The following is a 20,958-nucleotide window of genomic DNA, read 5'->3' on the forward strand; positions in this document are numbered from 1 at the left end:
AGATCTTAATTGATTATAAACTATTTATCAGATTGATTTTTATCAAACTCTTTTAGATATAGAAATTGTCTTATAGTCATAAGCTCTAATTATTGAATCTGTTTCTATTTCATTTTCTACAGCATCTAAATATTTTATTTCGTAATCTTCAAGCCCTTCGAACTTAAGATTCTTATCTTTATTTGTTGGGTTAGAATATCTTATTACAAAACCATCATCATTTGTAAAGGCAGGATATATTGAAGTCATTAATACATTATCTATATTTTCAAATAGTGAATACTCTCTTGGCAGTTCTAAATACTCAAAATCATACCATATCTTATTATCTAACCTATTTACAAATTTATTTAGTTCTTGTTTTTGGTAGCTTATATCTTGTGACAGCCTTAGCGCACTTTCTTTTGATATTAACTCCTCATCTATTGGTCCATCATTTACTAAAATGCCAAACTTATACTCAATTAATCCTATTTCTTCTGCTAATGGGGTTGGCATCATGATGTGACCAGCATTTGTTGTATCCCCTGAGGCCCTTCCAGGTCTCCACAATAAATTTGGTTTTCCAAGTTGATTAGTGGTTGATAATAATGTTATATCAATTCTATCCTCATTTTTTTCATATTCTTTCAAACCATTAGTAAATATGGTTACTGTTTGTTCTTCGTTAGTACAAGATACAGATTTATCCATATTGTATATATTAACTGGCTTTTCTTCATAAATATTTTTCCAATTTTCATCAATGATTTTATTATCATATTCATAGAATCCATTTTGAATTTGAGAATAAGAATTGCCACAATCACTATTAGTATTAACAGATAATCTTAGCCTATGAGAATATATAGTATTATCGAAGACTAAGTTAAACTTGGCATTTTCTCCTTCTATCAAGGTGATTTTTAACTCATAAGAAACTTCTTCCATTTCGTTATTACTTAATCTATTTTCTAGATTTTTCGGAAGTTTCTCACTTCCTCTAACCACCATGATCTTATAATCATCATATTCATAAACTTCAAAGTTTTCCCAAGATAATATTATCTCTTTATCTTCTGGTATAGGCGAGAAGTCATATGTATCTCCTCCATTTCCCATATCTTTTAACCTAATAAAATCTTTATATACATTTGATTCACAGATCATATCTATAGATCCATCATTGAATTCAAATCTATATTTACTATTTTCAATATAATTCTTACCTGTCACTTTTTGAAGATTATCTAAACTTGAATCTGACTCTTCAAAGCTAATTACTTTGTAGCCCATAGCTGGTAATTTACAATAGATTTTAGCTTTTATTTTATAATATCCATCTTCATTAATATATGTGTCACCATCAGAATTCCATAACTTTATATTGTTTCTACCTGGTATATACTCTTTATCTATAAGGATTGATTTTCCATGGTTTAAAAATCTTATATTTTCCTCTTTACTAATGAATTCTATTTCTTTATAGCCCTCAAAAGGGATTGGATCAGTATTAAATACTAATATTTCATTATATTCTAACTTTAATGATTCTGATATATATTTTTTAATATAATTTTCAACGCCATCAGCTAATTCATTTGCTTCTTTTATCCTTTGCAAAATATCTTTTGTAACATCATCCGATACGCATCCACCAATGCTATCGTGAGCATGGTTTTGAAGAATTTTTTTCCAAATTTCAACTATTATTTCAGTTGATAAATGGATACCTAAACTTTTTGCTATTACTGCTAAAGGCTCAATTCTTCTTATCATTTTTTGTTCAATATCAAAATTCTCTAATTTTAGAGGCATTCTTATTCCACCAATTGTACGGTGTATTCTAGAAAATCTAGGTGCTCTTAAGTCTCCTTCATATTCAACTAAAGAATCCTCTTCAATTAAATCATCTGCAAAAGATTGATAATCGCTTATTAATATTTCATAATCAGATAGTTCATTTAATTTTTCCACATATTCCTCAAAATTCGGTGTAATATTTTTTTGATCTCCACCTACAGGCATTAAAATGTTATTAAAATTTTTCCACTGACATATGAAATCCACATAATTTTTTATTCTTGTATTTGCAAAATAATCTGGATCTTCATAATCCTTTTTAAAAATAGCACCAATAGAATATCCATATGGGAAGCTTGCACCAACTACTTTTTTGCCGCTAAGTCCCTTCCAAATATAATATGGTGCATCAACATTAACACCATAGTCAATTCCCCTCCATGAGAAAAAGTTGTTTATTCCAGCATGATTTAATAGACTAGGAAGTTGAGCATTAAAGCCAAAAGTATCCGGCAAATATCCACACATAGATGACCCACCCATTTTATTTGCTTCCCTAATACCAATCAATAGGTTTTTTAAGATAGATTCATCAGTAACTAATAAACAATCAGTTTGTGTATACCAAGGTCCGATGAACAATTGTTTATTCTCTATTAACTTCTTAACCCTTCCTATATCATTAGGATTACATCTTAAATATTCTTCAACTACAGACGCTTGACCATCTATCTCAAATTTCATATTTGGATTGTTTTCTAGTTCATTTATAACTTTCGAAAAAACTATATCGCTTAATACCAGTGAATCTTGGAGAGTAAAATACCACTCTCTGTCCCAATGAGTATGATTTACTAAGTGTATTTTTTTCATTAAGCTTCCTTCTTTTGACTTCTACCTTTTAAGAAATTAACTATTAGAGCTGTAGCAATACCACCAGCTGCTATAGATACTAGGTATAAAGGTATATTGTTAACAAATGGAATCGCAAAGAATGTTGCCATTGTTGTGGCATGAGTAATTCCAAATAGAGCATTCATACTACTTGATATAGCAGTACCAATCATTATGCTTGGTATAACTCTTAGTGGGTCTGCAACAGCAAATGGTATAGTACCTTCTGTAATTCCTACTATTCCCATTACTATAGCAGATTTTGCATTTTCTTTTTCAGAGTCAGAATAAAGTTTTGGTGCTAAAAGAGTAGCTAAGAACATACCAAATGGAGGTAGGCCTATTGCAATAAGCATAGCTGTACTTATAGCGTAGTTTCCATCAGTAAATGCTGCCATTCCAAAAGCATAGGCTATTTTATTTATAGGACCACCCATATCAAAAGCCATCATTGCACCGATTACAGCTGCTAAAATAGCATTATTTACACCAGAGAGTCCATTTAACCAATTAGAAACCCCTTCTGTCATCATTGAAATTGGAGTACCTATTACATACCATAAAAGCAAACCTGTTACGAAGGTTGTAATTATAGGGATAATAAATAAAACTTTAAGAGTTTGAACTCTAGCTGGAATAGGAATTTTCTTTAATTCTTGTGCTAGATAACCACATAGTAAACCAGTAATCATTCCGCCTAAGAATCCTGTTCCCATATTATAAGCTATAATACCAGTAACAAATCCTGGTGCTAAGCCCGGTCTATCAGCAATTGAAAATGCTATAAAAGCTGAAATCATTGGAACGATAAAATTCAAACCTGTTTGTCCAATCATTCTGAGAACTCCCCAGAATGTTTCTGTTTCATCCCAAACGCTTAAGCCACCAAATATAACAGCAATTGATGTTAACAAACCTGCCGCTGTTAAAAGTGGAATTAAATAAGAAACGCCAGTCTGTAAATGCCTTAAAATTTCCTTACCTTTATTTTTCATAAATTTTCCTCCTAATAATTAAAGTTCGCTTGTTGCCTTCTCTATAACTGATTTACCATCTTTAATTACTTCATTAGTGCCAAATTCATAAATTTTTTTACCATCAAATCTATCTCTTTCACTCACCACTGTATCGACAGCAAAAATCACTACGTCCGCTTGATTAATATCATCCTCAGATAGCTTATCTTCAAATCCCATTGCTCCTTGGGTCTCAACTTTTATTTCATGACCTAATTGCTTTGCAAATTTTTCTAGATTTGCCTTTGCCATATAAGTATGAGCTATTCCTGCTATACATGCACTTACTGCTACTATTTTCATTTATTACCCCCTAAATATTAATTGCTTCATATAATTGATCTAAACTTTTTGATTCTTTTATGGATGATATATAAGCATCATCCATCAATTTAGCTGATAAGTTCGCTAAAACCTTTAAATGTTCTGTTCCATCTCCATCCTTTATGGCCAATAAAAAAACATATTTTGTTTCTTCACCATCTAGGCTTTCCCAGTTAATGGGATTGATTAAAGTTGCCATTGCTATAGCTGATTTTTTTATAGCCTTGCTTTTTCCATGTGGTATAGCAATCCCATTACCAACTCCTGTAGTTATTTGGTTTTCTCTTTCAATTACATCTTCTAAAAATACATCAAAATCATTTAAATAACCGTTATTATCTAATTTCTTTGCTAGAGCTTTGATAGCTTCATACTTATTTTTAGCCTCTAGATTGTATATGATATTTGATTTTTCAATATAAGACACATAAATACCTCCCTTCATATTTTTTCATTTCTAAAATATCGCCCCCTTATATTACTTTTTGAAAAATGATATCTGATTAAGAATACCTTTTCCTGTTGCTTATATCATATATCAAATACTTATATTTGTCCTTATTCATTTCTTCCACAAGTTAAGTAGACTTGTGGAAGAAATGTAAATAATAAATAAGTAAAAAGATGATATAATAGGATTAAATGAGCTATTTATATCTAAAGAGAGGATGGAAATGAAAGAAAATAGAATTAAAAAGATATTTGAAATCCTAACCGATGATTTTAAAGCTTATACTGCAAACGATATTTCTAAATTTGTCGGGTATTCTAGTAAAACGATTAGGGAAGATATCAAAGAATTAAACTTACTTTTAAAAAATAACGGAGCACGTATTGAATCCAAATCAGGTGTTGGTTATAGGTTTATATTAAGTGATAAAAATAAATTCTATAGGTTTGTCAAAGAAGAATGGCCTAATTATGCCTTTAATGATGATCTGAACAATCAAGAATATAGAGTTAATCAAATAATTTTAACCTTGGCAAGAGAAAAATCTTATTTTAAATCTGATGAGTTTCTAGACTTATTATATATAAGCAGGTCTCAATTAAACCAAGATTTGAAAATTGTTAGAGAAATTCTATCTGAAAACAACATAAATATAATTTCTAAACCTCATTATGGAATGAAGATAGAAGCGCAAGAGATAGATGTAAGATCTTTTATTGTAAAATATATAGAAGAAAGTTCTAAATTTAATAGTAACATCTTACAAGAAGTTAGTAAAATAAGCACTTATAGAACTAATCAAATAAGTTCCTTTGTCCTAAATAAATTTAAGGAATATGGATTCGATACAAACCTCGTTAAATACAATAACTTTATTAACTATTTAATAATATCAATTTCAAGAGTGAATATGGGATTTTTAATATCTAATGATAATAAAAATGAACCAATTTATGAAAAATATTCATCAATATATAAATTGAGCCTAAGTATAGCAAAAGAAGCAGAAAAACTTTTTAATCTTAAGCTTGATAATAAAGAAATTGAGTACTTATATATAAATCTCCTTAGTAAAATAGATTCCTATATTCCATCAGAATATAACGAAAACATTGAACAAATCATTGAACGATCCTTAATGGCAATTAGAAACACCCTCTCTATTGACTTATCAAACGATACCGATTTAAAATCATCACTCACTATTCACCTAACACCAATGATTAAGAGAATTAAATACGGTATCAAACTTAAAAATCCTCTCTTAGATGATATAAAAAGAGATCACATAGCTATGGAATGTGCAAAACTCTGTGCATCCTATATTAACGATATTTACAAAATTAATATAAATCCAGATGAGCTTGGTTACATAGCCTTACACTTCAGCGCTTCCCTAGCTAAGATAAGGGATAATCTAAACAAAAAGAACATTCTTCTTATTTGTGCTAGTGGTAGAGCTACAGCAAGAGTGCTAAAGTATAGATTTATGCATGAATTTTCAAAATATATAAATATACTGGATACAAGTGACTATCTAATGGCAATAAGCATGGATTTAAGTTCATACGATTTAATAGTTTCAACAATTCCCATAAAACTTAAAACAGAGGTCCCAATTATAGAGGTAAGTGCTTATCTATATAAAAAAGATGTAGATAAGATCCTCATGGCTTTAAAAAGCGAAGAATCTATCCAAGAAATAAAGGATCTTTTTGCTAATAATATTTTCTTTAATCCTAACAAATGCAACAAATTCACTAGAGGAGAACTTCTTAAAGAAATGGTCGATAAAATTGATGTTATAATTGATAAGGAAATTTTTCTTAGAGAATTAATTAGAAGAGAAGAATTTGCTAGTACAGGCCTAGAAAATAGAGTTGCTATTCCTCATCCACTTAACCAGGTAATAGATAATAATTTCCTTGGTTTGTATATTAGTCCTAGTGAGATTGATTGGGAAGGAAAACCAGTAAACATAGTCTTTTTATTAAATTTAAATGATCAGGCAAAAAGATCCACTATTGAGAATTTTTATAAATATCTGAGTGATTTTCTAAATGATGACAATAGGATTTTAAAATCTATAAAATCATCTAACATAGATGATTTTTGGGAAATATTTTTTTCAAAACCATAAAATGACCTCTACAACTTGACTTAGAGGTCATTTTTTTAAATATTATATTTTCATATATTTTACATAGATTAAAACAAAAATTTCATAAAAATATTACTCAAAACTATTTTCATATATATCAAAAAATCTCGATACAAAATTTGCTTGGTCTTTTTCTTCTGGAGTCCCTGTTTCTACTTGCCAGCCGTAGGTTTTGTAGGCCTCATAGGATGTTTCGCTTAAGTCTTCTAGGTCAAATTCTTTTTGGATTAGATTTATGCCAGCTTTGTATTTTTCTATGAGGGCCTGGTAGGCTTTGTGGGGGTCTTTGAATACTGCCATGCCTTCTTTATCTGCCCCTATTTCAAATCTCTGATCTATTTTCAAATATTTATCTACATCTACATTGCCCTTTATATTACCTGTTCCTACTATATATTCCTGGGTGGCTGGATTTTTGACTTTGCCTTGGGATGAGCAGGAAGCAAGTATTAAAATTAGGGCTAGGATTTTGAATATTTTTTTCATAATATCCTCCTCATTTTTGTTAATTAAATAGTAACATTAAATCAGAAAAAATTTAATTACAAGTTTTGTAAGTATTTGAAAACTCCTAATCATCAAATTCCAAATAAGCACCCTTCATTGGGCTTACTGAATGTTCCATCAAAATTTTGATGGCTCCCCTCTTGTATTTTGGATCTTTGCTTATATAATTCTTTCTTCTTTTTTCTAAAGTTTTTTCGACTTCTTCCTTACTGCATTTTTGCCTATTTATTCCTATTATATTTAGCCTTCTTTCAGGGATATTTATTTCGATTATATCTCCCTCTTCTACTAGGCCAATAGGGCCTCCTTTGGCTGCTTCTGGGCTTACATGGCCTATGACTGGGCCTGTTGAGGCTCCTGAAAACCTACCATCTGTTATTAGGGCAATTGATGCTCCAAGGTCCTTGTCTGATGAAATTGCTTCTGATGTGTAAAACATCTCTGGCATGCCACTTCCAACTGGACCTTCGTGCCTGATAAATACTGCTTCACCCTTTTTGATTTCTTTATTTAAGACTGCTTTTAGGCATTCTTCTTCGCTATCAAAAGGCCTTGCGATAAGTTCTGCCACAAACATCTCTTTTGGGCAGGCTGTATGCTTTATGACTGCTCCTTCTGGGGCTAGGTTGCCCTTTAAAACTGCGACTGACCCACCCACACTTATTGGTTTGTAATAAGGAAATATTATATCTTCTTTTTTGATATTTAGCTTAAATTTCTCATTGAATTTATCAAGAAGGTCCTGGCATTTTTCAAAATATCCATATCTTTCTAAATCTTTTAGGTTTTCTCTGATTGTTTTACCTGTTATGGTCATCTCATCTAGATTTAGTAGATCATAGCATTCTTTCATCACGACTGGAAGGCCTCCTGCGTAATAAAATAATTCTGCAGGCCATCTGCCAGCTGGCCTTATATTTAGTAGGAAGTTTACCTTTCTATGGATTCTATCAAAGTCATCCCCATCTATTTCTATGCCTAGTTCGTGGGCTATGGCTGGAAGGTGCATCATGGCATTGGTTGATCCTGATATGGCTGCGTGGATTAGGATGGCATTTTCAAAGCTTTTCTTTGTTAAAATATTAGACGGCCTCATAGACTCATCGCCTGCTATTTCAAAGGCTCTAGCTCCTGCCATCTGAGCGTATTTTTTTATATCATCTCCTATGGCAGGTAAGACTGCACTTCCTGGTAGGGCAAGACCTAGGGCTTCTGCCATTATTTGCATGGTTGTGGCTGTGCCTATAAAAGAGCAGGCCCCACAAGATGGACAGGCATTATGCTTGGCCCAGTTTAGTCTATCTTCGGTGATTTCTCTTCGTTCATATTGAGCAGAATACATGCCAAGTTGCTCTAAGGTTAGCATTTCTGGCCCTGCCGCCATGACTCCACCCGGAAGAAATACTCCTGGCAAATCTACCCTTAACATGCCCATCAAGGAGCCGGGTGCTCCCTTATCACAAGATGCTACAAAAATTGCAGAGTCAAATTGTAGGGCACTTGCTTGGATTTCAATCATATTTGCAATCATCTCCCTACTGACTAGGGAATAATTTATCCCGTCTGTTCCTTGGCTTTGGCCATCACACATATCTGTGTAATAATATCTTGACCCAAATCCACCTCTATCGTAAATTTCCTTCCTAGCTATTTCAACCAAGCTATCTAAATGTGCTGATCCTGGATGGGAGTCTCCAAAGGTTGAGCCTATGTAGATTTGAGCCTTGGCTAAGTCATCAATTTCCCAGCCCATTCCTATTCTTAAGGGGTCAAGCTCAGGCGCTATTTTTCTAGATTCTTGTGATTTTAAGTTCATTTTTTCTCCTATTTATAATTTTAAAATGATTTTATGTTGACTTATCACTATTAATTTTAAATTGTAATTGACATCTTCTACTTTTTACCATTATAAGGAGAAGATTGATTTTTTCAAGCCTTCTTTCAATTTCCTATAAGTAGGCTTGAAAAAAAATTCCACGCAAAAAGGCGAGGATTTCCCCGCCTTTTAGATTTTTACTTATTTTTTGCCCTTCTTTTGAGAAGCTGCTTTTGCTTTTTCTTCTCTTCTCTTCTTCATTGAGTCGAAGATTCCATCTACTATGGCATCCATGTCTGGTTCTTTTGCTTTCTTTAGTGATGATACTATGTCTAAGCTTTCTGGTAGAACGTCCATTAGTCTTAGTTCTTCGTCTATGAATTTTTCCATTTTTTCTGCTGCTTGTGGAGCCCATGTTCCGTTACCTATGATTGAGATTGCTCTATTTTGTAGGTTTAGAGCTTTCATGTCTTCTAGGTAGTTGAGCATTACTGGATAGATTCCTAGGTTGTAGGTTACAGATGCTAGGACTATGTTTGAGTATTTGAAGCTTTCTGCTATTAGGGTTGATACGTGAGTGCTTGATACGTCTCTTAGGGAGATGTTGGTCATGCCTTTTTCACATAGCTTGCTTGCTAGGGCTTGGGCTGCAAATTCTGTGTTACCATACATTGATGCATATACGATTAGGACACCTTCTTCTTCTGGTTCGTAGGTTGCCCAGTGTACGTATTTGTCGATGATGTAGCCGAAGTTATCTCTCCATACTAGGCCGTGTAGTGGGCAGATATATTTGAGGTCTAGACCACCTGCTTTTGCTAGGGCCTTTTGTACGAATGTACCGTATTTACCTACGATGTTTGTGTAGTATCTACGTCCTTCATCTAGGTAGTCTCTATCCCAGTTTACTTCGTCTGCGAATAGTCTACCGTTGTTTGCGATAAATGATCCAAAGGCATCTGCTGAGAATAGGACTTTGTCGTATGAGTCATATGACATTAATACTTCTGGCCAGTGTACCATTGGTGCTTCTACGAAGGTGAATTCGTGTTTACCAAAGCTTACTGTGTCGCCTTCTTTTACTTCGATGTATCTATCGTCTACGTGATAACCAAATTGTCTCATGAACATAACTCCTTTTTCAGAAGAAATTATCTTTAGGTTTGGATATCTTTGTAGCATCAATTCTATTGATGAGCAGTGGTCTGGTTCCATGTGGTGAACAATCAAGTAGTCTAGGTCCCTGCCATCTAATACTCTTGCTACGTTTACCATGTATTCTCTTGTGATTGCCCAGTCTACTGCATCGATTAAAACTGTTTTTTCATCCATTAATAGGTAGGAGTTATAAGATACGCCTTCAGGTATTGGAAATATATTTTCAAATAAGGCAAGTCTTCTATCATCGCCACCTACATAATATAAATCATCTGTTACTTTTCTAACTGTATACATTATTTCCTCCTACTACTTTCTATCTTCTGGGAATTCCATTCTGATGAATTCTTCTTTTGCTTCGCCAGATACTGGGCTTACCCAGCTGTCAGGTAGTTTGTCAAATGGTGTTCCTGGTTCTATTCCTTGGCTTGGATCGCCTACTTCTGGGTCGTATTCATATCCTGAACCTAGGTCTAGATAAACGTCTTCTTTTGGAGCCATTTTTCTTGGTTTACTTCTTTTGATTTTTGGTTGTGGTGGTGCTGGTTTCTTTTCTTGGCCATTATCAAGTTCTTTGATTAATAGTGGAAGAATTTCCATTGCATCGCCTACTATACCGTAGTCACAGTTATTGAAGATTGGAGCGTTTTTGCTGTTGTTGATTGCTACTATTGTTGATGCATCTTTCATGCCTTTTAAGTGTTGGCCTGCTCCTGATACACCTACACCGATGTATAGGTTGCCTCTGAAGCTTTGTCCAGACATACCGATGTATCTATCTAGTGGTACGTATTTTAATGTTTCTGCTACTGGTCTAGATGATGAAATAGCTGCTCCTGCTTGATAAGCTAAGTCTTCTATTAACTTCATGTTTTTCTTTTCACCTATACCACGGCCTGCTACTACTACTCTTTGTGCTTCGCCAATTGGTGTCATTGGGTCGATGCCTATTGTAAAGTCGTAGCCATCTTTTTTGAGGGCCGCTACTAGGTTTTTAACTGCTTCTTTTGGGTCTCCTTCGAAGATTTCGCCTTTACGAACGCCTGCGATTGGACCTGATTTAGCAGCAGAGCCTGCTCTTTTCATCTTTGGAGCACGACCTACTGTACTAGCACCAACTACTACTCTCATGATTTCGTTGGTTCCTTCGTAGATTTGTGTTATCTTAGCATCTCTGAAGAATCTTTCTACATCTACACCCTTGATATAACCTGAACCACCATATAGTTGGATAGCTTCTGTTGTTATCTTCATTGCAAGGTCTGATGCTACTTGTTTAGCCATTGCTGCTTCTGCAGAATATCTTTCGTGATTTTCTTTAAGTTCTGCTGCAGAATAGATCATTAGTCTTGCTGCACGTAGATATGTTGCCATATCAGCAAGTTTGAATGTATTTCTTTGTAGGTGAGCTATTGGCATACCAAATTGTTCACGTTCTTTTGCATAAGTAAGAGCGGATTCATATGCTCCTTGGCCGATACCTAGGGCTTGAGAAGCTATACCGATTCTACCACCGTCTAAGGTAGCCATAGCTATCTTAAATCCTTGGCCTTCTTTACCAAGTAAGTTTTCTTTTGGAACTTTTACATTGTCAAAATGAAGTTCTGCTGTTGAAGATGATCTGATACCTAATTTGTCATAGTGGTCTGAGAAGGTGAATCCTTCAAATTCTTTTTCTACTATGAAAGCAGAGATACCATGTGTACCAATGCCTGGTGTAGTAACTGCAAATACTACATATATGTCAGCTTTTGGTGCATTTGTGATAAAGATTTTCTTACCATTTAGAATATAGTAATCTCCATCAAGAACTGCTGTAGTTTCTGTACCACCAGCATCTGAACCAGCGTTTTCTTCTGTAAGACCAAAAGCACCGATTTTTTCACCTTTTGCAAGTGGAACTAAGTATTTTTGTTTTTGTTCTTCTGTACCAAAACCAAAGATTGGCCAGCTACCTAAAGAAGTATGTGCTGAGCAAATAACGCCCACACCACCGTCTACTCTAGATAATTCTTCAACTGTTATAGCATAAGAGGTAACATCAAGTCCTGCTCCACCATATTCTTTTGGATATGGTATACCCATAAGGCCCATTTCACCCATTTCCTTAACTATATCATCAGGAAATTGGTTATTTTGATCGAGGTCGAAGGCTATTGGTTTTACCTTTTCTTCTGCGAAAGCTCTAACTTTTTTCCTAAGCTCTTCGTGTTGTTCTGTTGTTTTAAAAAGCATATAATCCTCCTTACATTATTATCCTTATGAGTAAATTATAATATTAAGAAAACGTTTTGTCAAGAATATTTTTTCTGTCAAATATCTTATAAATTTGTTTGAGTAGAAAGCAAGTTTTATCAAGATAACTAAAAGAACAATGTCATCTTTCAAACTTGGTTAATAAATCATGATAATTTTTATCAAAATTAATTACCTTAGTATTTTAATATAAACATTTTCCTAATTCTACTACTCATCTACTATATAAATACCCAATTTTATCAAAACTTACAGGGATTTTAAGTTTTTAAAATCTTATTTAGGGTATAATAAAGGTGAGGTGGAATATGAAAAATAAACTTTTAAAACCAGTAATAATTTCAATGATGGCACTAGCCCTAGTAGCTTGTGATGATACTAAACCACAAACAAGTGAAATTACAGAACCTGAAGCTGTTGCAAGCGAAGATACAGGCGAAGATATAAATACCCCAAATAAGGCAAGCGAGAACAAGCCTGCAAGAGATGACCAAGATGCAAAGGCTACAGCAGAAAATACAGATAAAGATGATGAAAATATCAAAAAAGAAACTATAGAAGTTAAAAAAGCTGATATGAAAAAAGAAGACAAAAAGATAGATAAAAAGGAAAAAGCACCATCCAAAGATAAAGAATCTAAAGAAGATGAAAATACTCTTAAAGATGATGGTAAATATGTGACAAGTCTTATAGCTAGCCTTAAGGGTGAGGGTAAAGACTATATCACTTCTACTGCTTATGAAGCTAAAATTGAAGATGATAAACTTATCGTATCAGGATCATTTGATTATCTCAAAGACCCAGCTGATTATGAAAATGTCAAAGTAATCGAAAATAAAGAAGACAATTCCTTCCTAATCGATGATGATACAGTATTTGAGGCTGTAGGCGGTATGGCACCAGCTAAAGAAATGACAAGGGATGAATTTGTAAAATATTTCGAAGAAGTTAAGGAAACAGGACTTGCCCTAATTATATTTGTAGAAGATGGGCAGGCAAAATCAGTTTCAATTTCATCATAAAATCAAAAAATTATGACCAGTAGGTAACTACTGGTTTTTCTTTGCCTGAATTTAAAAATTTAAATTAAAAGATTGGCTTACTTTAGGGGTTTGCCTGTAGGAGTTTGATAAAAAAATAAAATTTTTAGGAATTAGATAGTGCATTATCTTGATAAAGTTATGGCTTTCTGGTATAATATTTGCAAGATCAAGATATCATGATAAATCGATAGAGATAGAAAAATAGAAAGGACTAATTATGTTCGACATTCAAGAAAACGCTACCAAAAACTACAAGCTTATGGGTCTCCAGCTAGGATCTATGCTTGGTCTATTTGCAAGTCTATCCCTTAAAGATGGCATAGTAGCAGCCTTTATAATATGTTTAGGGCTTGGTTATGGCCTAGGTGCTATCTACGAATCTAATAAAAGATAAGTTTAAAATTAATGATAAATCCTTAAAAGATTTTCACACAAAGAAAGCTAAAATAGAAAACAAAAAATTTGAATATATCTAAATTTTTTGATTACTCTCCATATACCATAATTTTTTCTTAACTTAAAGGTAAATATCCTAGAAAGTGTTTCCCGCTTCTGTTTTCTATATAGCTTTCTTTTTTTGCCCAAATCTTATAAATAAAAGCCCTTTATCAATTTTTTCTTTTTCAAAAAATCCCTGTTTTTTATGTAGGCCAATCGACTTTATATTATCCTCACCCACTTCAGACCTTAAATATAAGTCTTCAGGGACTCTGCTTATTACAAGGCTTAAAAGCCTTGAACCATAACCCTTTTTTCTAGAGTCTTCTCTTGTTTCAATAGCTTCTATTAAATATCCCCCATCTTCCCTATGAAGTCTAAGGGCTGCTAAGTAATTGTTTTCATCCCTTAAGGTAGCTAGGTAATTTTCTTTATTTGCAAAAAAATCTTTAACTAAATATTGCTTGTAAGCATTTTCTAAATCATCAAGGCAAGGATAAGAAAGATTATTAAGATTTTCATAATTAGATTCTCTATAGACTTCCATTAGCTTGTCTAAATCGACTTTTTCGACCTTATTTGTAAAAATTAATCCCATATTTATTCTCCATTTATAATTCCACCTATAATTATATTATTTTTGGAAAAATAGAAAAGCTTGAATTTTCATATTGGTTAGGTATAGTCAAACGGTAAACATTTGCAAGTAAAACGCAAACTACTTGGATGAATGAATGTTATAGGAGGAAAAATGACAAACAAAATTAAGTTAGCAAGCCTAGCTCTTGCTCTTTCACTAGTCTTTGTTGGATGTGGCAACCAAGCAGCAAAAGATGCTGGTGAAAAGGCAAAAAATGTAGCAGAAGAAGCTAAGGATGCTGCAAGCGATGCAAAAGATAAGGCAGAAGATGCTGCTGAAGATGCAAAGGATGCCGCTGAAGATGCCAAAGATGCAGCAGAAGATAAAGTAGAAGATTTAAAGGCAAACTTTGAGGGCAAACTTGTCCTAAGACGTAGCCTAGAAGCTCCTCACGGAGAAGGCTCCTTTGCTAGAGTTGCTGTTGTAACTGATGGTGAAAAAATCGTAGATGCAAGCATCGATGAGTTCCAATATTTTGACGAAGGATCAGATTTCGTAGCCCTTCCAAACCAAGATTCTGACACAGAATTCAAAAAAGGTGCAAAAGAAGGCAAAATCCTTGGTTCAAAAATTATCAATAGCGAAGCTTATTCTAAGCTTATGACAGAAAAGGCTAAATCAACAGTATCAATCGCTGATAACTACAAAGCTATCCAAGATTTCGCTAAAGGCAAAACCATAGATGAGCTTAAAGAAGTAGTAGATGGCGCTGAAGATGGAAAGGCAATCGATGCTGTAACAGGAGCTACACTTGTAGATACAAAAGGCTACCTACAAGCAATCATCAACACAGCTGAAAAATCTGAAAATGCAGTTGCCTTTGAGGGTGACCCTGCAAAAATCAAAGTTCAACAATTCTTTGGTACAGCTGGTGCAAAAAATGCTGTAACAGATACATTTGTAGTAGTAGAAGATGGCAAAATTGTCGCAGCAAGCATAGATGAACTTCAATACATCGCTGATGCTGGAGTACCAAACTCTGATAAGAAATTCGGCGAAAACTACGCAGATCCTGCAAAGAAACTTTCAAGCAAGCTTGAAAACAACGAAGAATATTCTAAGATGATGAAAGATATGGCCAAGGCTACTAAAAACCTTGACGAAAACTACAAGGCAATCGAAGAATTCGTAGTAGGCAAGACTCCAGAAGAAATCAAAGAAGTAATAGATGCAAACGAAAATGGCAAACCAGTAGATGCAGTAACAGGTGCAACACTTAATAACACAGTAGGCTACCTAGAAGAAATCTACAAAGCAGCTACAAAAGAAGACAAATAAATAAGTCTATAATCAAAACTAGCAAGCAAATCTTAAGATAAGCTTGCTAGTTTTTTTGTTAAAAAAAATAGCCCCTAAGGGCTCATTAAATTAGGAATTTTGAAGAACTAATATATAGAGTCTTCAGGTGGCAAGATAAAAAGTGTTGTTGCAAAACTATGAATAACTATCGTCCCATCATTAGAGGAAAGTCCGTCGGCTCATTGAGACTCTCTTAGAAAATTTTTGGACCGACCGTCGCCTTCGGATTGCCTGCCGGCTCATGTCTATGCTTGTCCCAAATTACGAAGTAATTTGATGGAAATCTTGATGCCGTAGCTGAGGCGTTTAGCCTATCGGCGTGTGAGACTTTTCGTGGAGGTTCCTCTAATGATTTGGGACGATTTATTAATTCTGCAACAGCCCCTTTTTTATTTCTGGTTAACATAAAAAATATTATTCTAAACTTATTATTCTATCTACAAGACTGTTTTGGCTGTGCTTTTCATAGAACCTACCTGTAAATATTATACCAATGATTACATTTACAAAATTTACAATGATAAGTGGCATGATCACAAATTTATATGAAGTCCACTTAGTTTGTTCCATAAAATCTATCAAGATGTATTTATCTACAAGAAGCATAATGATGAAAGAAAATACTAAGCCACATAAAGAATAGATCAAATTCTTTTTCACCAAATATTTTTTAATATTTTTCTTTGTCATTCCAATTGCTTCAAGAATTGATAAGTTAACCATATTTCTCAAAATTTCAGTAGCAATAACATTTATAAAATTCAGTACAGAAATTAAAAACAATACTATAGATAAACTATAACCCACAAATTCTATAAGATTTTTGAAATCTTTAAAAGACTTTATTTGAAGATCTCTTGAGTCATAGGAAAAGTCTGGGTTATTTTCAAAAGATTTTAATAACTTATCAAAATTTTCCTTTTCACTATCTTCTACATCAAATCCATAGGACATTATACTATTATCGCCTGTGAGTTCTTTGTACAAATTAGGATTTAAATAAAAATATTCTAGATCTAACTCAGGGCTAGACTCATCAAATTTATTTTCCTGGATAATAGGATAGTATCTCAATCCATCGGAAAAATTATAATTAATCTTTCCCATAATTTGGACTTCTTTAATACTATTATTTACTTTGATCTTTATTTTATCTCCAGCTTTGAATAGAGATTTTTTATCGCTATCTTCACCTATGATAGCGTAAGATCCATTATTCCATTTATCACTATCAAATTCGCCGTCTATGAATTTCTGTTTATTTATTAAATAATCATCTATTCCCAATAATATTGGAGCAACTTTATTGTCTTCTATTTTTAAATCTGGATAAGCGTATTCATAACCATAATAGTATAATGCTCCCCCAGCTTTAAATCCCTTTTGATTTTCTATTTCATCAATGAAATTATCCTTGATACCGTCCTCGCTTCCTGAGTACATATATCTGAAATATTTTGGACTTGCTATATTATAATCCGTTACGATTATATCAGAAATCCCTTTTTCTAAATCAATATTGCCAGTATAAGTTAATACACTGTTTAAAATAACTGCAGATAGGCTAATAGAAAGAACTATCGATATAAATCTAAATTTATTGGAAAATACTTGTCTTCTAGCAAGCTTTCCTAGAGAAATATTCTCGCTTTTATATTTCTTTTTTATCGTGGTTTCATTGTATCTGCTGGCATCTATTGGAGAAACTTTTGCTGCATATCTTGCAGGTCTCATCACCGATAGAAATACAGTAAGCAAAGTAAAGGCTGTCGAAAATACTATAATTAAGATTATTACCGTGAGCGATAATTTTACATCCGTTAACATCTCATTATTTGCAAATATTTTATTTAAAATAATTTTCCCTATAGAAATTCCGACTATATCTCCAACTATTATTGAAGGAAGGGAGACTGCTAAAGACTCAAGATGAACAAGTTTTTTGATTTGTGGCTTTGTCATTCCAATTGTTTTTAAAAGTCCCAGAAGTTTAATATCTTCATTGACTGATATTTTGAAAATATTATTTATTATTAAGTATCCTGCGACTATTACTAAAATCAAAAAAGCTAAGAAGGGTAGAAATGTTTTAAAATCAAAACTAGAATCACCAGATAAAAGATATGCAAAGTTAACACCAGTTCTTATTTCTTTGTCGGATAGATTTCCAGGGTCATCTACCACTTTATAACCATTTCTCTCTGCAATTTTTATAAGTTTATCCCTTATCATAAAGGAATTCTGTAGCATTACTTCCAAATCTTTATTATTTTCTGGAAGTGATAATTTATCTACATAAGCTTTTGATAAATAGATTTGACCTACACCGACATTAGAGTCAATAGGATTTTGAAAAGTTCCAGATATAATAAATTTATCACTTTTCTTTTCGATAATCTCTCCTGTGTAAGCTTTTTCTATAGTGAAAGGAACTTCTATCTCTTCTCCAATTTCTCCTTTATAACCTAATTTTTTAGAAGTAGCTGTATCTATAAATACTTGGTTTTCTTTTTCTGGAAACTTTCCCTTAACTTTTTCTATTAGAGACCATTCAAATCCTTTTTTGTCCATATAGGATAGTTCTGCCATAACTTTTTCATCATCAAGAATGCCAACTTTCTCTCTAACTGAAAAATCCTTTATATCCTTATCATGGGTTAATATTTCTATATCTTCATCGGAAATATCTTTAAAAGAACCGTGGCTGATTGTTCCAACAGTTTTCATCGTTTGGGTTTCCATGCTTTTCCCTAAACCTAAGGCTACAGAAAACAAACTTGTAAATAATATAGAAGTCAAAGCAATGGCTAATAAGAGAATATTTCTCCTGCTTTTATTTGCATTTAAAATATTTTTTGCAAGCCTCCTTATGTAAGCTTTATTTTTGACTTTCATTATTTTCCACCAACCTTCCATCTTCTATCCTTAGAGTTTTTTCTGCAGCTTGAGCGACAGCATCATCGTGAGTAATCATAAGGATAGTATTCCCAAGCTCTTTATTAATCTTTTTTAACAAGTAAACAACTTGCGAAGATGATTTTGAATCTAAATTTCCTGTAGGTTCGTCAGCTAGAATTAAAGATGGTTTAGTAACCAAGGCTCTTGCTATGGCAACCCTTTGTTGCTGTCCACCAGATAATTCATTTGGCATTTTATATTTTTGATCGCTTATCTCTAGAATGTCTATTACGGAATCAACATATTTCTTATCTACTTTATCCCCATCAAGACCAAAGGGAATAATTATATTCTCATACACATTTAACATTGGCAAAAGATTATATGCTTGAAAGACAAAACCAATATTCCTTCTCCTAAAAATAGTTCTCTCATCATCTTTCAATGCATAAATGTCGGTATCATCAATTAAAACTTTTCCGCTTGTAGGATAATCAAGTCCTCCTAATAAATGTAATAGGGTTGATTTACCGGATCCAGATGCTCCAATTATAGAAATAAATTCTCCTTTTTCCACATCGAAAGATACTCCATCAAGAGCTCTTACTTCCACATCATTTGTTTTATAATATCTTTTTAAATTTTCTACTTTTAACATATCTATCACCTCTTTACATTTAATATAACATTTATATCTTACAAAGTACTTACAAGACTTCTTACAGTTTTGTAAGAAAAAAGACTTCTCACAAGGGGAAGTCTACTGAAAATTTTATTTTATTTTCATCCAAAGACGCTCTTATATTTCCACCATGTTTTTCTATAATTTCCCTTGCTATAAATAGACCTAAACCCAAACCGTCCTTTGAAACTGAATTTTTTCCTCTATAAAATCTTTCAAATATTTTGGGCAAAGTTTCTTCTGATAGGTCTTTGCACTCATTTTCTATGTCTAGATTATAGTTTAGGTAAGATTTATAAACTGAAATATTAATAGTAGAACCGTTTGGCGAGTATTTTATAGCATTATCTAATAGATTGTGGATAGCTTCTTTAAGCCATCTTTCGTCCAAATCGAAAATTAAGTCTTGGTCTTTTAAATTTATGCTTATGTTTTTTTCATCTAATATGACTTTAAATTCTCTCAAAACATCATCTACTATGTCTTTTAAATTTGCTTGATGTTTTTGTAAGGAAATAATATCGGATTCGAGCCTAGAAGATTTTACTAGGTTTTGGATTAAAAATTCTAGTTTATTAAGTTCATACTTTATAATTTCTATATACTCATCTTTCGGATCATCTTCTAAAAGACTAATGTATAAAGAAAGGTTGGTAATGGGTGTCTTGGTTTGGTGTGATATATCTGCTATTAAATCTTTTGTTTTATTTTTTTCTATATTTATTTTTGCTTCTTTTACTTGGCTGGCATATAAGAATTTAATGAGTTTTGATTTTATTTTAGATAATTCCTTTTCATCAAATTCTGTAATTTCTAAATTTCCATCCAAAGCCTTGTCAATATAGTCTGAGAGTTCACTCATTTCACTTCTCAACCCAATATACTTATATAAAAGAATTCCAATTATAAGAGCTAAAAGACCTATTAAAAATTCCATTTATATCCAACTCCAAAGACTGTTTCTATTGGGTCATAGGGTTTTAATTTATTTCTTATCCTAGAAATATTTACGCTCAATGTATTTTGATCAATAAATTCATCATCTACTCCCCAAACAAAATCAAATAGTAATTCCTTAGTAATAACTTGAGACTTGTTTTTTATCAGATAGTATAAAATTTTTGTCTCTGTTCTTGTGAGATCTATGTTTTTATTGTCTACATAGAAAGTATTTTCATTGAAATTAAAATCTAGACCATCTTTCTTATAAAGATTTAAATCACTAGACACTATTTTTTCAAATGCTCTTTTTATCTTTGCCTCTAATATTCCCAAAGAAAAAGGTTTTGTTAGATAGTCGTCTGCCCCTAAATTTATGGCTGAAATTATATATGCTTCTAAATCTATGGCTGATAAAACTATTATAGGAATTGATGAAGATTGTCTCGTATATTTTATTATTTCAAGTCCATCTCCATCTGGTAAATTCATATCAAGTAAAAGTAAGTCGGCTTTATCAATAAATGCCTTAGCTTCACTAATTGTGCTTACTGAAAAAACTTCATAGTATTTATTGAGAGCTATAGAAAGTCCTTTATTTAAATTTTTGTCATCTTCAATTATTAATATCTTTTTCATAGTTTCTACCGCCAT

At 32.7% G+C, this 20,958-nt stretch carries 17 protein-coding genes; 4 read left to right on the top strand and 13 right to left on the bottom strand.

Translation table 11 applies throughout. The annotated features are described in order from the left end of the window. Positions 1-42: 42 nt before the first annotated feature. Genes ACCQ42_RS02160 through ACCQ42_RS02175 form a run of 4 tightly spaced genes read right to left on the bottom strand, consistent with a single transcriptional unit; the run spans position 43 to position 4,443 of the window. The gene (locus tag ACCQ42_RS02160; protein ID WP_410035218.1) at positions 43-2,655 is read right to left on the bottom strand and encodes a glycoside hydrolase family 38 N-terminal domain-containing protein; all 2,613 of its coding nucleotides are present in this window, start codon (positions 2,653-2,655) and stop codon (positions 43-45) included. Continuing rightward, positions 2,655-3,671: a PTS fructose transporter subunit IIC gene (locus tag ACCQ42_RS02165; RefSeq protein WP_106461307.1), complete on the bottom strand. Its 1,017-nt coding sequence runs from the start codon at positions 3,669-3,671 to the stop codon at positions 2,655-2,657. The genes ACCQ42_RS02160 and ACCQ42_RS02165 overlap by 1 nt, the downstream gene beginning before the upstream one ends. Before the next feature lie 18 nt (positions 3,672-3,689). Then, complete coding sequence (locus ACCQ42_RS02170; RefSeq protein WP_106461306.1) at positions 3,690-3,995, bottom strand: PTS fructose transporter subunit IIB; 306 nt, start codon at positions 3,993-3,995, stop codon at positions 3,690-3,692. Between the two features lie 10 nt (positions 3,996-4,005). After that, complete coding sequence (locus tag ACCQ42_RS02175) at positions 4,006-4,443, bottom strand: PTS sugar transporter subunit IIA (RefSeq protein ID WP_410035219.1); 438 nt, start codon at positions 4,441-4,443, stop codon at positions 4,006-4,008. A gap of 247 nt (positions 4,444-4,690) precedes the next feature. On the opposite strand from ACCQ42_RS02175, the gene ACCQ42_RS02180 reads away from it, so the two are divergent. After that, positions 4,691-6,607, top strand: a complete 1,917-nt coding sequence (locus ACCQ42_RS02180; RefSeq protein ID WP_410035220.1) for a BglG family transcription antiterminator — start codon at positions 4,691-4,693, stop codon at positions 6,605-6,607. Positions 6,608-6,700: 93 nt separating this feature from the next. On the opposite strand, the gene ACCQ42_RS02185 is transcribed toward ACCQ42_RS02180, so the two are convergent. The 4 genes from ACCQ42_RS02185 to ACCQ42_RS02200 form a co-directional block, all read right to left on the bottom strand. Continuing rightward, a complete protein-coding gene (locus ACCQ42_RS02185) occupies positions 6,701-7,114 on the bottom strand; it encodes a hypothetical protein (protein WP_410035221.1) in 414 nt (137 codons plus the stop codon). Between the two features lie 85 nt (positions 7,115-7,199). Continuing rightward, complete coding sequence (ilvD, locus tag ACCQ42_RS02190) at positions 7,200-8,951, bottom strand: dihydroxy-acid dehydratase (protein ID WP_410035222.1); 1,752 nt, start codon at positions 8,949-8,951, stop codon at positions 7,200-7,202. 201 nt (positions 8,952-9,152) lie between these two features. Continuing rightward, positions 9,153-10,406 (bottom strand): FprA family A-type flavoprotein, encoded by a 1,254-nt coding sequence (locus tag ACCQ42_RS02195; protein WP_106461302.1) that lies wholly within the window; start codon positions 10,404-10,406, stop codon positions 9,153-9,155. A gap of 12 nt (positions 10,407-10,418) precedes the next feature. Further along, the gene (locus ACCQ42_RS02200; RefSeq protein WP_106461301.1) at positions 10,419-12,344 is read right to left on the bottom strand and encodes an acyl-CoA dehydrogenase family protein; all 1,926 of its coding nucleotides are present in this window, start codon (positions 12,342-12,344) and stop codon (positions 10,419-10,421) included. 329 nt (positions 12,345-12,673) lie between these two features. Here ACCQ42_RS02200 and ACCQ42_RS02205 point away from each other — a divergent pair, with 329 nt between their 5' ends. After that, positions 12,674-13,387: a hypothetical protein gene (locus ACCQ42_RS02205; protein ID WP_410035223.1), complete on the top strand. Its 714-nt coding sequence runs from the start codon at positions 12,674-12,676 to the stop codon at positions 13,385-13,387. A 238-nt stretch (positions 13,388-13,625) separates the two neighbouring features. Further along, complete coding sequence (locus ACCQ42_RS02210; protein ID WP_265214539.1) at positions 13,626-13,802, top strand: hypothetical protein; 177 nt, start codon at positions 13,626-13,628, stop codon at positions 13,800-13,802. Between the two features lie 165 nt (positions 13,803-13,967). On the opposite strand, the gene ACCQ42_RS02215 is transcribed toward ACCQ42_RS02210, so the two are convergent. Further along, positions 13,968-14,444, bottom strand: coding sequence for a GNAT family N-acetyltransferase (locus tag ACCQ42_RS02215; RefSeq protein WP_410035224.1), 477 nt, complete (start codon positions 14,442-14,444; stop codon positions 13,968-13,970). A 153-nt stretch (positions 14,445-14,597) separates the two neighbouring features. Between ACCQ42_RS02215 and ACCQ42_RS02220 the strand changes: the two genes are divergently transcribed. Beyond that, positions 14,598-15,764: an uL1 family ribosomal protein gene (locus ACCQ42_RS02220; RefSeq protein ID WP_410035225.1), complete on the top strand. Its 1,167-nt coding sequence runs from the start codon at positions 14,598-14,600 to the stop codon at positions 15,762-15,764. Positions 15,765-16,199: 435 nt separating this feature from the next. Here ACCQ42_RS02220 and ACCQ42_RS02225 read toward each other — a convergent pair whose 3' ends face one another. The 4 genes from ACCQ42_RS02225 to ACCQ42_RS02240 form a co-directional block, all read right to left on the bottom strand. Continuing rightward, positions 16,200-18,701: an ABC transporter permease gene (locus ACCQ42_RS02225; RefSeq protein WP_410035226.1), complete on the bottom strand. Its 2,502-nt coding sequence runs from the start codon at positions 18,699-18,701 to the stop codon at positions 16,200-16,202. Further along, positions 18,664-19,341 (bottom strand): ABC transporter ATP-binding protein, encoded by a 678-nt coding sequence (locus tag ACCQ42_RS02230; RefSeq protein WP_040541789.1) that lies wholly within the window; start codon positions 19,339-19,341, stop codon positions 18,664-18,666. Before ACCQ42_RS02230 ends, ACCQ42_RS02225 begins: the two co-directional genes overlap by 38 nt. Positions 19,342-19,429: 88 nt before the next feature. Next, positions 19,430-20,302 (bottom strand): sensor histidine kinase, encoded by an 873-nt coding sequence (locus tag ACCQ42_RS02235; protein ID WP_410035227.1) that lies wholly within the window; start codon positions 20,300-20,302, stop codon positions 19,430-19,432. Continuing rightward, positions 20,290-20,943, bottom strand: a complete 654-nt coding sequence (locus ACCQ42_RS02240; RefSeq protein ID WP_410035228.1) for a response regulator transcription factor — start codon at positions 20,941-20,943, stop codon at positions 20,290-20,292. The genes ACCQ42_RS02235 and ACCQ42_RS02240 overlap by 13 nt, the downstream gene beginning before the upstream one ends. Positions 20,944-20,958: the final 15 nt, after the last annotated feature.

This window comes from Anaerococcus kampingae, from assembly GCF_046365475.1.
GTDB lineage: Bacteria > Bacillota > Clostridia > Tissierellales > Peptoniphilaceae > Anaerococcus > Anaerococcus kampingae.

Bases quoted from the DNA above. Each gene is read 5' to 3' on its own strand.
- ACCQ42_RS02195 (WP_106461302.1), bottom strand. From the start codon at position 10,406: ATGTATACAGTTAGAAAAGTAACAGATGATTTATATTATGTAGGTGGC.
- ACCQ42_RS02210 (WP_265214539.1), top strand. From the start codon at position 13,626: ATGTTCGACATTCAAGAAAACGCTACCAAAAACTACAAGCTTATGGGT.
- ACCQ42_RS02180 (WP_410035220.1), top strand. From the start codon at position 4,691: ATGAAAGAAAATAGAATTAAAAAGATATTTGAAATCCTAACCGATGAT.
- ACCQ42_RS02160 (WP_410035218.1), bottom strand. From the start codon at position 2,655: ATGAAAAAAATACACTTAGTAAATCATACTCATTGGGACAGAGAGTGG.
- ACCQ42_RS02230 (WP_040541789.1), bottom strand. From the start codon at position 19,341: ATGTTAAAAGTAGAAAATTTAAAAAGATATTATAAAACAAATGATGTG.
- ACCQ42_RS02170 (WP_106461306.1), bottom strand. From the start codon at position 3,995: ATGAAAATAGTAGCAGTAAGTGCATGTATAGCAGGAATAGCTCATACT.
- ACCQ42_RS02165 (WP_106461307.1), bottom strand. From the start codon at position 3,671: ATGAAAAATAAAGGTAAGGAAATTTTAAGGCATTTACAGACTGGCGTT.
- ACCQ42_RS02185 (WP_410035221.1), bottom strand. From the start codon at position 7,114: ATGAAAAAAATATTCAAAATCCTAGCCCTAATTTTAATACTTGCTTCC.
- ACCQ42_RS02235 (WP_410035227.1), bottom strand. From the start codon at position 20,302: ATGGAATTTTTAATAGGTCTTTTAGCTCTTATAATTGGAATTCTTTTA.
- ACCQ42_RS02215 (WP_410035224.1), bottom strand. From the start codon at position 14,444: ATGGGATTAATTTTTACAAATAAGGTCGAAAAAGTCGATTTAGACAAG.
- ACCQ42_RS02240 (WP_410035228.1), bottom strand. From the start codon at position 20,943: ATGAAAAAGATATTAATAATTGAAGATGACAAAAATTTAAATAAAGGA.
- ACCQ42_RS02200 (WP_106461301.1), bottom strand. From the start codon at position 12,344: ATGCTTTTTAAAACAACAGAACAACACGAAGAGCTTAGGAAAAAAGTT.
- ACCQ42_RS02220 (WP_410035225.1), top strand. From the start codon at position 14,598: ATGACAAACAAAATTAAGTTAGCAAGCCTAGCTCTTGCTCTTTCACTA.
- ACCQ42_RS02225 (WP_410035226.1), bottom strand. From the start codon at position 18,701: ATGGAAGGTTGGTGGAAAATAATGAAAGTCAAAAATAAAGCTTACATA.
- ACCQ42_RS02205 (WP_410035223.1), top strand. From the start codon at position 12,674: ATGAAAAATAAACTTTTAAAACCAGTAATAATTTCAATGATGGCACTA.
- ilvD (WP_410035222.1), bottom strand. From the start codon at position 8,951: ATGAACTTAAAATCACAAGAATCTAGAAAAATAGCGCCTGAGCTTGAC.